Annotated in this window: 11 protein-coding genes; 4 read left to right on the plus strand and 7 right to left on the minus strand. The window is 67.4% G+C overall.

The genetic code is table 11. The features are described 5' to 3' along the window. Positions 1 to 3 precede the first annotated feature (3 nt). The gene (locus BLV94_RS43440) at positions 4 to 2,541 is read right to left on the minus strand and encodes a polynucleotide kinase-phosphatase (protein WP_072941922.1); all 2,538 of its coding nucleotides are present in this window, start codon (positions 2,539 to 2,541) and stop codon (positions 4 to 6) included. Beyond that, the gene (locus tag BLV94_RS43445) at positions 2,534 to 3,970 is read right to left on the minus strand and encodes a 3' terminal RNA ribose 2'-O-methyltransferase Hen1 (protein WP_072941590.1); all 1,437 of its coding nucleotides are present in this window, start codon (positions 3,968 to 3,970) and stop codon (positions 2,534 to 2,536) included. The genes BLV94_RS43440 and BLV94_RS43445 overlap by 8 nt, the downstream gene beginning before the upstream one ends. Positions 3,971 to 4,205: 235 nt before the next feature. Between BLV94_RS43445 and BLV94_RS51650 the strand changes: the two genes are divergently transcribed. Further along, positions 4,206 to 4,331 carry a hypothetical protein gene (locus tag BLV94_RS51650; RefSeq protein WP_255314973.1) on the plus strand — a complete coding sequence of 42 codons (126 nt, stop codon included), beginning with the start codon at positions 4,206 to 4,208 and terminating at the stop codon, positions 4,329 to 4,331. A gap of 274 nt (positions 4,332 to 4,605) precedes the next feature. On the opposite strand, the gene BLV94_RS43455 is transcribed toward BLV94_RS51650, so the two are convergent. Beyond that, a complete protein-coding gene (locus BLV94_RS43455; RefSeq protein ID WP_072941917.1) occupies positions 4,606 to 4,812 on the minus strand; it encodes a hypothetical protein in 207 nt (68 codons plus the stop codon). Further along, positions 4,809 to 5,063, minus strand: a complete 255-nt coding sequence (locus BLV94_RS43460; RefSeq protein WP_174705489.1) for a hypothetical protein — start codon at positions 5,061 to 5,063, stop codon at positions 4,809 to 4,811. The genes BLV94_RS43455 and BLV94_RS43460 overlap by 4 nt, the downstream gene beginning before the upstream one ends. Positions 5,064 to 5,334: 271 nt before the next feature. On the opposite strand from BLV94_RS43460, the gene BLV94_RS43465 reads away from it, so the two are divergent. Continuing rightward, positions 5,335 to 5,523 (plus strand): ChaB family protein, encoded by a 189-nt coding sequence (locus BLV94_RS43465; RefSeq protein ID WP_072941588.1) that lies wholly within the window; start codon positions 5,335 to 5,337, stop codon positions 5,521 to 5,523. Positions 5,524 to 5,586: 63 nt separating this feature from the next. On the opposite strand, the gene BLV94_RS43470 is transcribed toward BLV94_RS43465, so the two are convergent. After that, positions 5,587 to 6,312 (minus strand): GntR family transcriptional regulator, encoded by a 726-nt coding sequence (locus BLV94_RS43470; protein ID WP_072941586.1) that lies wholly within the window; start codon positions 6,310 to 6,312, stop codon positions 5,587 to 5,589. A gap of 52 nt (positions 6,313 to 6,364) precedes the next feature. Between BLV94_RS43470 and BLV94_RS43475 the strand changes: the two genes are divergently transcribed. Then, complete coding sequence (locus tag BLV94_RS43475; protein ID WP_083395844.1) at positions 6,365 to 9,214, plus strand: FAD-binding and (Fe-S)-binding domain-containing protein; 2,850 nt, start codon at positions 6,365 to 6,367, stop codon at positions 9,212 to 9,214. Between the two features lie 69 nt (positions 9,215 to 9,283). Here BLV94_RS43475 and BLV94_RS43480 read toward each other — a convergent pair whose 3' ends face one another. Beyond that, positions 9,284 to 10,675, minus strand: a complete 1,392-nt coding sequence (locus BLV94_RS43480) for an amino acid permease (protein WP_072941580.1) — start codon at positions 10,673 to 10,675, stop codon at positions 9,284 to 9,286. A gap of 271 nt (positions 10,676 to 10,946) precedes the next feature. Between BLV94_RS43480 and BLV94_RS43485 the strand changes: the two genes are divergently transcribed. Next, on the plus strand, positions 10,947 to 12,077 hold the full coding sequence (locus BLV94_RS43485; RefSeq protein ID WP_072941578.1) for a PucR family transcriptional regulator: 1,131 nt from the start codon (positions 10,947 to 10,949) through the stop codon (positions 12,075 to 12,077). 19 nt (positions 12,078 to 12,096) lie between these two features. Here the strand turns inward: BLV94_RS43485 and BLV94_RS43490 are convergent, their stop codons facing one another. Beyond that, entirely contained in the window at positions 12,097 to 13,014 is a 918-nt protein-coding gene (locus BLV94_RS43490; protein WP_072941575.1) for a LysR family transcriptional regulator, read from the minus strand. Between the last annotated feature and the right edge of the window lie 132 nt (positions 13,015 to 13,146).

Raw genomic sequence — 13,146 nt, forward strand, 5'->3', positions numbered from 1 at the left:
CGGCTACAGCCTCGGGTCCACCGGCTCGGATTCGAGCGCGAGAACCGCGAACACCGTTTCGTGCACCCGCCACAGCGGGTCACCTTCGGTGAATCTGGTCAGCGCCTCGAGACCGAGGGCATGTTCGCGCAGAGCCATCGATCGTTTGCGACCGAGTGAGCGGTCGCGGAGAACGTCGAGGTTCTCGGTGTAATCGGGGCCGTAGATGATTCGCAGGTATTCCCGTCCCCGCACCTTGATGCCAGGCTGAATCCTTCTCTGTGCCAGTTCTGTGGGTGTAAGGCCGAGTGGCTTGACCACCATGCCCTCGCCGCCGGCATCGGTCAGTTGCGACCACCAGGTGGTCGCCGAATCCCGGGCCTCGTCGGAGGTGAGATCGACGAACTGGTGCTTGGTCTCGGCGATGAGGGGATCGTCGAGTGTCGCCAGCTTCGCGAGGTGCCATGAGTGCGGTTCGGTGACCGCGGTTGCGCGGCCGTCGCAGGCGAGGATGTGGAACGGTGCGAGCCGCACCCCGTCCAGGCCGGTCACCGGCCAGCAGTACCGCGCGTACGCGTCCCTGAAACGTCGGGCGTTGGCCGCGCGGGTCCGGGTGTGAGCCAACAGGTCTGCGACGTCCAACCCTCGCGCCGCGGCCCGTTCCAGTGCGGTGATCGCGTCCGGCAGCGCCGCACCCGCCGCGGCGCCGACCGATGCGTATTGGCTGCGGATCAGTTCTCCGGCCTTCGCCGACCACGGCAGCAGCTCGCAATCGAGCGCCAGCCACGACGACTCGAGGTCGTCCATCAGCGGCCTGCACGCGGTGCGGAGCCGGGCCACCAGTTCGCTCATCGTGGCCGGGTCGTCGAAGAACGGTCGGCCGGTGCGGGTGCAGACGATCCCCGAACTTCCATCGGTGACACCGAACCGCTCCGCCGCGGCTGCGGCGTCGCGGGCCAGCACGGCGATCGCCCGGGAACCCATGTGCTTTTCCTCGCACACGATCTCGGTGATCCCATTCGCCGCGAACTCGGCGAAGGCCTGCGCGGGGTGTTCCAGGTAGCCGTCGAGTTTCGAGGTGGCGGGTGGAGCCATGGTCGGCGGCAGGTACACCAGCCAGCGCGGGTCGACGGCGAACCGGCTCATGATCTCGAGAGCGGCGGCGGAGTTCTCCTCGCGCACCTTGATGCGTCCCTTGTTGTACCGGACGCCGATGTGCCGTGTTCCGCGCACGTCGTCGATGGACAACAGGGCCGGATCGCGCTGTGTCCGACGCCCTGGTGTGGCCGGCCCCGTCTCGAGTGGTCGCGCCGGTTCGAACCACACCTGCTCGGCCGGAACGGACACGATGTCCTTGCCGGGGTAGCGCAGGGCGGTCAGTCTGCCGCCGAAGACGACTCCGGTGTCGAGGCAGATGGTGTTGTTGATCCACTCGGTCTCGGGAACAGGCGTGTGGCCGTAGACGACGACGGCCCGTCCGCGGTACTCCTGGGCCCACGGGTAGCGCACCGGCAGCCCGTATTCGTCGGTCTCACCGGTGGTGTCGCCGTACAGGGCGAACGAACGCACCCGCGCCGATGCGCGGCCGTGGTAGGCCTCCTTCAGCCCGGCGTGCGCGACCACCAGATTGCCGCCGTCGAGTTCGTAGTGGCTGATCAGGCCGTCGATGAAGGCGTGCGCCGACTTACGGAAGTCGTCAGGTTCCGCGGCGAGCTGATCGAGCGACTCCTGCAGACCGTGCGAGGCGGCGACCTTCCGGCCGTGCAGCGCCCGGGCGAGCTTCTGTTCGTGATTGCCCGAGACGCACAGCGCCGTTCCGGCCGCCACCATACCCATCACCAGGCGCAGCACTCCCGGGGTGTCCGGTCCGCGATCGACCAGGTCGCCGACGAACACTGCGGTCCGCCCCTCGGGGTGGTGGGCGCCGGCGCCATCGGGCTGGAGCCGCCAGCCGAGTTCGCGCAGCAGCGTTTCCAGCTCGCTTCGGCAGCCGTGCACGTCGCCGATGATGTCGAACGGACCGGTCAGATCCCGCTGGTCGGTCCAGGCCTTCTCGGTCGACACCGTCGCCGAGTCGATGGCGTCGACTCCGGTGAGCACGTGCACGCGCCGGAAGCCTTCGCGGCCGATCCTCGGCAGTGACCGCCGAAGGTCCTTGTGCTGCCGTCGGATCACGTGTGCACCGAAGTCGCGGTCCGGTCGGGTCGCGTTGCGCGCGATCGCGACGTCGTCGGGAACGTCGACCACGATTGCGTCGACCAGGACGTCGTGGGACTTGGCCAGATCGATCAATGCCTTGCGTGCTTCGCGCTGCACATTGGTGGCATCGACGACCGTGAGCAGACCACGCCGCAGCCGGGTCCCGGCGATATAGAGCAGCACGTCGAAGGCGTCCGTGGTTGCGGCCTGGTCGTTTTCGTCGTCGGCGACCAGCCCCCGGCAGAAGTCGGACGACAGCACCTGGGTCGGGGCGAAATGCCGCGCCGCGAAGCTGGACTTGCCACTGCCGGACACACCCACGAGAACCACCAGCGACAGAGCCGGCACAGAGATGTCAGGCATCGGAACCACCCGCCCGCGCGAAAACCGCCATCTGAGTCGGTGGACCGACCTCGGGGTCGTCCTCGCCGACCGGCCGGAAGTCGGCGGTGTATCCGTGGACCCGGCATACGTTGCTTGCCCACGAACGGAATTCGGACCGGGACCACTCGAAGCGGTGGTCGCGGTGACGCATTCCCTCGAGTTCGGGGTAGCGCACGTTGTACTCGGAGTTGGGTGTCGTCACGATCACGTGCCCGGGCCGCGCGGTACCGAAGATCACCTGCTCGAGTGCGGTGAGCCGCGGCGGGTCGATGTGTTCGACGACCTCCATCAACACGGCCGCGTCGTAGCCGGCGAACCTGCTGTCGGTGTAGGTGAGGGCCGCCTGGAACAGTTGCAGACGCTCGCGGCGGCGCTCCGGCATCCGATCGAGCCGCAGCCGGTGTGCTGCGATCGTCAGCGCCCGGGTCGACACGTCCGCGGCGGCGATCTCGGTGAGGCGGGGATCGTCGAGCAGCGCGGAAACGAGTTGGCCGGAACCGCATCCGAGGTCGATGACGGTGCGGGCCTCGAGTTCGCCGAGCGCTCCGAGGACCGCCTCGCGCCGAAGCAGGTTCAGCGGCGGGGCGGCCGCCGTGTCCGCCTCGCACCCAATGCCCGCCGCGTCGCTGCCGGGCTCCTCGTCGACCGGTGGTTCCAACCGCTCCGCCACGTCGTCGCCGAGTTCGGCGAGCCGCTCGAACGCCGAGCGCGTCAGGGCGGACTGATGCCGCAGGTAGCGGCGGGTGATGAGGGTGCTCTCCGGGTGCTCCGCGAGCCAGGATCCACCGGCGCGGATCAGCTTGTCGACCTCGTCGGAGGCGACCCAATAGTGCTTGGCGTCGTCGAGCACCGGAAGCAGTACATACAGGTGATTCAGGGCGTCGGCGAGCCGGATGTCGCCGCGCAAGGTGAGCCGCACATAGCGGGAATCGCCCCATTCCGGAAACGCATCGTCGAGTGGCACGGGGCGCGCCTCGACGGTCCACCCCAGTGGCGTGAAGAGTTGTTCGGCCAGTTCCGGTCCACCGCGACACGGCAGTGCGGGCAGCGAAATCTCCAGCGGGATCGGCGTCGCGGCCAATTCCGGCTTGAGCGTGCACCGTCCGGCACGGGCAGTGCGGAAGACGTCCGCCAACGCCACCGACAGCAGCGATGACACGGCGTACGGCCGGTCGTTGACATACTGTCCGAGCGCATAGTCGGCGGACCTGCCGGACGTGCGGGCGAGCCGGATCGCATCGACATCGAGCAACAGCGCCGCCGTGCAACGATTTTCGTTCGCCTCGGGATAGAACACGCGTGCGACACCGCAGGATTGGGTGAACTCCTGAACCCGATGGGGGTGCTTGTGCAGCAGGTACCCGAGATCGGTTGCCGGGCGCGCCGTCGTGGAAATCGTCAGGATCACCAGGCACAGTCTGCCGCAGGCAGGGTGCCCGCCGCACCCAGATTTCGGTCGGGCACCCGTCCGGACGGTACGGTGCTCGATTCGGTGGATACCTGGTTCGAGATCAACAGGGTGTCCGCACGCTCGAACGCAGTGTCGTCGCTTACCGTCCCGAAGGCACCCGGATCGTCGCTACAGCCGGCGACGCCGACAACACCGACGCGAGGGCAGGCGGCAGGCACAGCGGAACATCCCGTTGGCCCTCGACGAGTTGACCGCGATCGCCACCACCCCGCCCCTGACGGTGACGGCGTCGCTCATCCCGGCCGTGCCGCTGATGCCGTCCTGCGGAGCCGTCACCGATGGGAACGGGCAGAGCTGACCCGTGAGAAGGTGGCCCGGCTCGACCGAGCGCTCGAAGTGCGGTGGGCGAACTGCCGGGTAGCAGGGGCCTCACCCTGGATCGGCGGATCGGACCACTCCGGTTGACGGACTTCGGCAAGGACAGCGTCTGCGAGGTGGTCACCGTGGCATCGGCCGCCGGGGAACGGCGCCTGGAGATCGTCGTCGTCAGTCGTCAACCCGCGTCGTCATCGCAGGACGAGGACCTGAACGAGATCGACCTGGGCAGCGCCTACTCCGACGAAGACCATCCGTCACATGCTGTCGAAGATGCGTTGTTCCGGGACGCCGGCGTTCTGTGCCGAGGTGACGGCGTCGAGGAGGTCGTCGGTGAGTTGCTCGAAGGTGGCGGTGCGGACCCGTTCCGGGGGTCGGTCGCTCGGGTGTGTGGTCAGGAAGCAGTGCAGCATCGCGCACGTGTCGCGCACGTGTTCGAGTGCCCGGCGTTGGTCGTCGTTCATCGCAGGTCCGATTGGCGGTCGACGCTGGGCGCCGGCGTGTCGTGAGGTTCCCTGGGCGGGCTGGCGTGGTCGACCGCTCGCAGCAGGTCGTGGGTGAGTCGTCGGTAGGTGGAGAGCCATCGGTGGTCGACGGGTTCGTCGCGCAGATATGCAGTCAGGGTGGCGGTGTTCTCGCCGGTATCCAACCATCGGCGCAGGTCGGTAGTGCGATCCTGGACGTGCTGCAACAAAGTGTGTGGCGAAACGGGCATCGAGTCTCCTCTGGTACGGAATTCCCTTCGGCGAGAATGAATTTCACGTGGCGGCGAGCTTCCCGAGTCATTGTTGCCTATGCAGGTGTCCGATGCTGGTGTTTCCCGGTCTGTGCCGCCACAGTCGGGAGTCGGACCGACTCGTGACTGCCGATGGCTGATCAGTCCATCGGCGTCGGAAAACTTGCCCAACTCCGGTTCCGTCGCGGTGGTACCGGGCGGACAATCGATGGGTACGAGATCAAGCCCATGACCGAGAAGGAGTGGAGCCGTGAACCGGACAGACCTCCCACAGACACTGCGGAGATCATCGAAGGAGGTGCAGGCCGCTTTCGCCACAGCGCACGAGACAGCCGTTCGGCGGTACGGCGAGGGCGAGGAGGCTCAACGTGCGGCATACGGCGAGCTCAAACAATCTTTCGAGCTCGTGACGGACCACTGGGTGCCCAAGCAGGACTGATGTCGCACCCGTGAGTACTTGTTAACCGCCGGACGTTGATAAGTACTCACGGGTGGGTGTGCCTCAGACGACGGCAGACCAGATCTCGTCGACGGATCGATCGGACGCCTCGGTGCGGAGAGCCTGTGCGACGAGCAGGCGTCCGGTGTTCTCCAGGTGCCTACGCATCGCGGCTTCTGCCTCGTCGGAATCACCTGCGATGATCGCGTCGATGACGGGTGCGTGCTCGTCGTCGATGTCGGTGAGCGTTCTGGTCTTGTCGGCGGTGTTGGCCCCGAGCAGTCGGGTGGTCTCGCGCAATGTCTTGACGATCGCCCGGGCCCGGCTGTTGTCGGCGGCGTCGAGGATCATGTCGTGAAGCCCGAGGTCATGGTGGGCGAACTGGTGTTCGTCGCCGACAGCGGCCGCGTCCCGCATCAGGCGTTGCTGGCGTAGTAATGCGTCCGACAGGGTGGGGTCGGATGCGGTCGCGGCCTTGCGGACGGCGGGAAGTTCCAGCGCCAATCGGACTGCGAAGATCTCGGCGATCTCCTTGGGCTGGGGGAGCAGAATGCGGAACCCCTGCCGAGCCTCGAACTTGATGAGTCCCACTTCTTCGAGACGGAGCAGCGCGTCGCGCACGGGGGTGCGGGAGATGCCGAGGCCCTCGGCGAGTTGGTAGACCGAATACTTCACTCCCGGCTTCATGCGGCCGTCGTCGATGGCGGCCCGCACGGCGGCGATGGCCTGCTCCATCCGTCGTCCTGCGAACGGGGTGAGCGGTTCGAGTTCGAGCGCTTCGTCTGCCACCCGATCACTGTAACAACACAGGGCTGTTCGTAGCATGCTAGGAGCATGTAGCATGCTACGAATGATCACCGCTGAATCACTGGCCGCTGAGCTGCGCAGTTCTGGAGTGAGCGATGTTCTCTCCGACGGCACGACCCGCGCCGCCTATTCGTCCGACGCGTCCCTGTACCGGGTGCGACCGCTGGTCGTCGCGCGGCCGCGACACGCCGACGAGGTCGCGGCGGCCCTCGCGGTGTGCCGCCGGGAGGGCGTGCCCCTGACTTCGCGCGGCGGTGGCACGTCCGTCGCCGGCAACGCGGTCGGGACGGGACTGATCCTGGACTTCAGCCGGCACATGAACCGGGTGCTCTCGATCGACACGGACGCACAGACTGCGACAGTGGAGCCGGGCACGATCCAGATGGTGCTGCAGCAGGCCGTGGCACCGCACGGCCTGCGATTCGGGCCCGATCCGTCGACCTCCACCCGCTGCACGATCGGCGGCATGATCGGCAACAACGCGTGCGGGTCCCGCACCCTCGGATACGGCCGGACCTCGGACAATGTGACGGGCCTACACGTGCTCACCGGAACCGGGGAGTCGCTGCAACTGGGCGCGGCGGGCGAGCTGACGGCATCCCCGGCGCTGAGTGCATTGCAGCAGGTCACCCGCGGCGGCTTGGCGACCATCCGCACCGAACTCGGCCAGTTCGGCCGTCAGGTGTCCGGCTACGCCCTCGAACATCTTTTGCCGGAGAACCGGTTCGACGTGACCCGCATGCTGGTCGGCACCGAGGGCACGCTCACGGTGGCGACCCGGGCCACGGTTCGGCTGGTGTCCGAGCCCGCCCACCGCGTTCTGGTCGTTCTGGGATACGCCGACATCGCGTCGGCGGGGGACGCGACCCCGTTGGTGCTGAAGTTCGATCCGACGGCCTGCGAGGGGATCGATTCCCGGATCGTCGACGTCGTCCGTGAACGCCGCGGCCAGGGCGCGGTGCCGCCACTGCCTACGGGGGCGGCCTGGCTGTTCGTCGAGGTGGTCGGCGAAGACCTCGACGAGACGATCGCCCGGGCCCAGCAGGTCGGACGCGACTGCGGAGCCGTCGACAGCCTCGTCGTCACCGACGCCGCCCGCACGGCCGAGTTGTGGCGGATCCGGGCCGACGGGGCCGGGCTCGCCGGGCGCAGCCCCGCCGGACTGCCCGCGCACGCGGGGTGGGAGGACGCGGCAGTGCCACCAGCGATGCTGGGCAACTACCTCCGCGATTTCGATGCGCTGATGAACGAATACAACGTCACCGGCCTGCCGTACGGGCATTTCGGCGACGGTTGCCTGCACGTGCGCATCGACTGGCCGCTCGACGAGCCCGGCGGCAGCGGCATCTTCCGGGAGTTCCTGGTGGCGGCAAGCACACTGGTCGCCGGCTACGGCGGTTCGCTGTCGGGTGAGCACGGTGACGGCCGCGCCCGCAGCGAACTCCTCCCGCTGATGTACTCACCGGACGCGATGACACTCTTCGCCGCCGTCAAGCACGTCTTCGACCCGGACAACATCCTCAACCCGGGTGTCGTCGTCGACCCCCGCCCGGTCGATGCGGACCTGCGCATCCCCGCCGCCCCGCTCGTGCGCCGCCAACTCGCGATGGCCTATCACCACGACGACGGCGACTTCACCCAGGCCGTGCACCGCTGCACCGGCGTCGGAAAGTGCCGGGCCGACAACACCGCCACCGGGGGTGTGATGTGCCCGTCGTATCAGGCGACACGGGAGGAGAAGGACTCCACCCGCGGCCGCGCGCGCGTCCTGCAGGAAATGATCAACGGCACCGCCGTCGACGGAGGCTGGCGTTCGCCGGAGGTCCACGACGCCCTCGACCTGTGCCTGTCCTGCAAGGGATGTTCCTCGGACTGCCCGACCGGGGTCGACATGGCCGCGTTCAAATCCGAAGTGCTGCACCAGAGCTACAAGGGTCGCATCCGCCCTGCCTCCCACTACTCGCTGGGGTGGCTTCCGCGCTGGGCGAAGATCGCCAGCCGTGCCCCCGGTCCGGTCAACGCCATGATGCGCGTTCCCGGCATCGGACCGATGGCGTTGTCGTCGGCCGGAGTGGACAGGCGCCGCACCATCCCCCCGTTCGCGAAGCAGACGTTCCGATCCTGGTTCAAGGCCACCGAGAACGACCGTGCCACCACCGGTGACCCGGTGCTGCTGTTCGTGGACTCGTTCACCAACTACTTCACCCCCGAGGTCGGGCACGCCACCGTGCGGGTGCTCGAGGCTGCCGGTTACCGACCTCAGTTGACCGACACGCAGCAGTGCTGCGGACTGACCTGGATCTCGACCGGTCAACTCACCGCGGCGAAGAAGATCCTCGGACGCACCGTCGACGCACTGTCCGGCAGCGCCGCGGCCGGAATCCCGATCGTCGGCATGGAGCCGTCCTGCACCGGGGTCCTGCGTTCAGACGCCGCGGAACTGCTGGGCAGGGCGACCGCTGACCCGGTCGCCGAGGCCACCCGCACCCTGGCGGAACTGTTGACGGACCGAGGGTGGGAACCGCCGTCACTCGAAGGCAAATCCATTGTCGCGCAGCCGCACTGCCACCACCATTCGGTGATGGGGTGGAGTCCGGACGCGCAGCTCCTCGAGAAGGCCGGTGCGCAGGTGCAGCGGTTGGGTGGATGCTGCGGCCTGGCCGGGAACTTCGGCGTCGAGAAGGGGCACTATGAGGTGTCGGTGGCCGTCGCAGAACAGCAGCTTCTCCCCGCCGTGGCCGGAGCCGATGCCGACACCACCATCCTCGCGGACGGATACTCCTGCCGAACCCAGCTCGCTGATCTGACCGATCGCCGCGGTGACCACCTGGCGCAGCTGCTCGCCGCGCAGCTCGACGCGGACCGTGCGCGCAGACGGGACTGACCTCGGATGCGCGTACGACAAGGGGCGGCGGCAGGAGACGGTGTGTCTCGCCTGCCGCCGCCCCGAGCGCTAGTTCGTGACGGGTGCGGGGTGAGTGGTGACGGGTGGGTTGAGGCGTCGGCGGAGTCGGTAGGCGATCAACGTCGCGACAAGGGCCCCGACGCTCAGGGAGATCTGCGAGCGCGACGATTCGACGTAGAACATCGACACCAGCACGGCGAGGATGCTGCCGGCGGCGAGGATGGACAGGTAGGGGAACAGCCACATCTTCAGGCGGAGTTGGGCGACTTCGTCGCGGGTCATCAGGCCGCGCAGTTTGATCTGCGACATCGCGATCATGAGGTAGACCATCAGGATGGTGGCGCCGGAGGCGTTGAGCAGGAAGGCGAACACGGTTTCGGGGGAGAGGTAGTCGAGGCCGATGCAGGCGAAGCCGACGAGGGTTGCAAGGAGCAGCGAGTTGCGGGGGACGCCGTGCTTGTCCAGCTTTGCGATCCTCTGTGGAGCATCGCCTTTGTGCGCGAGAGTGAAAAGCATCCGCGAGGAGGTGTAGAGGCCGGAGTTCAGGCAGGAGAGTACGGCGACGAGCACCACAGCGTTCATGATGTCGGGTCCGCCGGGGATGCCCATGTGGGTGAGGGCGTCGACGAACGGCGACTGGCCGACCTTGACGTCGGTCCAGGGGACGATGATGGCGAGCAGCAGCACGGAGCCGATGTAGAAGAACCCGATGCGGGCGATCACGGAGTTGGTGGCCTTGGCGACGGCCTTCTCCGGCTCGGCGGATTCGGCGGCGGCGATGGTGGCGATTTCGGGTCCGACCATGGAGAAGACGGCGACGACGACGCCGGAGAGGATGACGGTCCAGCCGTTGGGGGTGAAGCCGCCGTGATCGGTGAGGTTGGAGAAGTCGGCGGAATGGCTCGGCCACAGGCCGAAGACGTAGGCGGCACCGAGGGCGAGGAACAGCAGGATCGCGGCGACCTTGATGCCTGCGAACCAGTATTCGAACTCGCCGAAGTTGCGGACGGAGCGGAGGTTCGTGGCGACCATGGCCAACAGCAGGACGACCGCCATCACCCAGGAGGGCAGGTCGATCCAGCGTTGCAGCAGTTTGCCGCCGATGACGGCTTCGGCGCCGACCGCGACGACCCAGAAGAACCAGTACAGCCAGCCGGTGGTGAAGCCGGCCCACCCCCCGAAGGCCTTGCGGGCATATCCGGCGAACGATCCGGTCGACGGGTTGGTGGTGGCCATTTCGCCGAGCATGCGCATCACGAGGACGATGACGACACCGGTGATGGCGTAGGACACGAATGCCGCAGGGCCGGAGGTGTGCAGCAGGGCGCTCGAACCGACGAAGAGGCCGGCGCCGATGACACCTCCGATCGCGATCATGGTGAGGTGCCGTTGTTTCAGAGACTTCTGCAACGTCTCGGGCGGTTGTTCGAGAGTGGACATCACACGCTCCAAAGGTCGAGTCGGACACGAGGGCGTCAGGCGCGATCCGTTCCGCGGTGGTGGGACGCTCTGACAGAGGAAGTGCCGAGGGCGGGGCCTGGCGAGGTGGCGAACTTCCGTTCGTGTGTGACCAACGTAACGGCGCAACACGTAGCATGCTAGGGACAAGTGTCAGAACTTTTCGCCCCGTCAGTCAGACACTTGTATGGCCGACGCGGGATGATCGCCGTACGTATCGCCCACGAAACACGCTGTTCACGGAGATGATGAAGTGACGCTCGACGAAGTGGTTACCGAGGTGGCCGAACGACTGTCGGCATCAGTCGTCCTGGTCGACCGGGCGTTCTCGCTGATGGCTTACAGCACCCAGTCGCCGGGTGTCGACAGGGATCGGGTGCAGTCGATCCTCACCCGGAGTTGCCCGCCGGAAGCGCGCGCGTGGTACGAAAGCTTCGGGATTGCCGATACCGCACGCCCGGTGATCACGCCAGAGAATCCGGATATTGAAGCGTCGTCGCGGATCTGTCTTCCGGCTCGCTACGCAGGCGCGGCGTACGGATATCTGTTCGTCCTGCCGGATGAGAACAGCGCCGTGTCCGACGGCGATCTCACCGCCGCAATGTCCCTGGCCGGCCAGGCCGGCGCGCAACTCGCACACACCGCCCGGGGTCGTGACGATATGGCGGTCGCCGTCGCAGACCTCCTCGAAGGCGACCGAAAGGCTTTCGCCCGTGCGATTACTCGCATCGAAGACTCCGGGCTCTTTCCGGACGGTGGCGCGTTGACCGTGCTGGCCGTCGACGGGCTCCTGCCCGCCCCCGGCACGCGCAGTCTGCTGGCGCCGATCGGATCGCTGACCGCCGTCATGGTGCCCGCGGCGGAAGGCGCCGTCGACCCTGTCCGGTCCGTTGCCGAAAGCGGTGCGGGTGCCGGTGCTCTGGTCGGAGTGGGAGGTTCGTATCGGGGACTGCGTTCGGCCCGGCGGAGTTGGCAGCAAGCCAAGCTGGGTGCCCGGATCGCCCGGCACGACGAGTCGACGGGACCGATCGCCTACTGGGAAGAACTCGGCATCTACCGGCTGGCGTCGTGCGGGCCCACCGGCGCCCTCGCCGATGCGGTCCTCACGCCGTCGGTGCGGGCCCTGCTCGACCACCGCAACGTCGACCTGCTCGCCACCGCCCAGACGTATCTCGACCGGGCGGGCGATACCGCCGCCACCGCCGCGATCCTCGGCATCCACCGTCAGACCCTGTACTACCGGCTCGCGAAGATCGAGGAGGTCTCCGGCCTCGACCTGTCGGTGGGCGCGCAGCGACTCGAGTTGCACGTCGGTCTCACGCTGGGACGCTTCATCTTCGAGCACCAGGGTGTACGGGACACCTCCATCGGGCAGGAGAACTGACTTCCTCTCGGAGGAGTCCTCACCGCGTCTCGGCCGTGTTCACCACGGCACGCACGATCTCGGTGACGGCGCGCACGGTGGGCCGGGTCTCCGAGCCGGCGAGGCGCAGGAGCACGATCCGCCTGCCGATCTCCTGGGTGAGGTCGACCCGGATGATCGGTACCGAGCTGTTGAGCCTGATCATCATGTCCGTGACCGGAGCCGCGCCCAGCCCCTTCGCGGCCAGTGCGAGGGAGACGGCGGTGTCGACGATTTCGTGTCGTGCGATCGGCTCGAAACCTTCCTGCCGGCACGCGATTCGGATGGCGCGACCGAACTGGGTTTCCGCGGGCGGCAGAATCCAGTTCCACTCCGCGGTCTCGCGCAGATCGATCGTGCACTCGGTGCGGATGCCGTAGGCCCCCGAGGAGACGGCGAGCCCGAATCGCTCGCTGCGCAGGGTGATCATCTCGATATCCGGAGTGCGGGGCATCGGCGAATTGGGATAGTCCAGCCCGAAGGCGACGTCGACCTGTCCGCGTTGGACCGCCAGGGCGGCCTCGTCGACGTCGAGTTCCCGGCTGCTGAGGGTGAGGAGCGGGTACTCGCGCTGCGCGGCGGCCACGACCGGCGGCAGTAGCGCGGCGGCGGTGCTGCCGAAGGTGCCGAGCAGAAGGGGCGCGGCCACGTCGTCGTGGACTGCGCGAAGCGCGTCGAGGGCGGTCTGTTCCGCGCCCAGGATCTTCACGGCGTGTTCGGCCAGGACGACGCCGGAATCGGTGAGGACGACGTTGCGTCCCATCTTGGTGACGAGTTGCGAGCCGACGGCCTTCTCCAACGCTGCGATCTGCTGCGATACGGCGCCGGCGGTGTAGCCGAGTTCTTCGGCGACCGCGACCATCGTTCCGCGCCGGGCCAGTTCCCGGAGCGTGACGAGGTGGGCCAGACTTATATTCATATAGGGATCCTAAACGGTTGCGGCTAGTTTTCTTCGCTGGTGCTATTCGATCCGGCAGACCACGATGAACGAGCGGGAACGAATCGTCGAACCGGCGCACTGTTCGAAAACCTCCGGCACACCACGACTTCG

The sequence above is a fragment of the Rhodococcus koreensis genome (assembly GCF_900105905.1).
In the GTDB taxonomy this organism is placed as follows: domain Bacteria; phylum Actinomycetota; class Actinomycetes; order Mycobacteriales; family Mycobacteriaceae; genus Rhodococcus_F; species Rhodococcus_F koreensis.

What these genes read in the sequence shown, in the direction of transcription:
- BLV94_RS43440 (WP_072941922.1), bottom strand. Translation starts at nt 2,541, where the DNA reads ATGCCTGACATCTCTGTGCCGGCTCTGTCGCTGGTGGTTCTCGTGGGT.
- BLV94_RS43455 (WP_072941917.1), bottom strand. Translation starts at nt 4,812, where the DNA reads ATGAACGACGACCAACGCCGGGCACTCGAACACGTGCGCGACACGTGC.
- BLV94_RS43460 (WP_174705489.1), bottom strand. Translation starts at nt 5,063, where the DNA reads ATGCCCGTTTCGCCACACACTTTGTTGCAGCACGTCCAGGATCGCACT.
- BLV94_RS43475 (WP_083395844.1), top strand. Translation starts at nt 6,365, where the DNA reads ATGCTACGAATGATCACCGCTGAATCACTGGCCGCTGAGCTGCGCAGT.
- BLV94_RS43480 (WP_072941580.1), bottom strand. Translation starts at nt 10,675, where the DNA reads ATGTCCACTCTCGAACAACCGCCCGAGACGTTGCAGAAGTCTCTGAAA.
- BLV94_RS43490 (WP_072941575.1), bottom strand. Translation starts at nt 13,014, where the DNA reads ATGAATATAAGTCTGGCCCACCTCGTCACGCTCCGGGAACTGGCCCGG.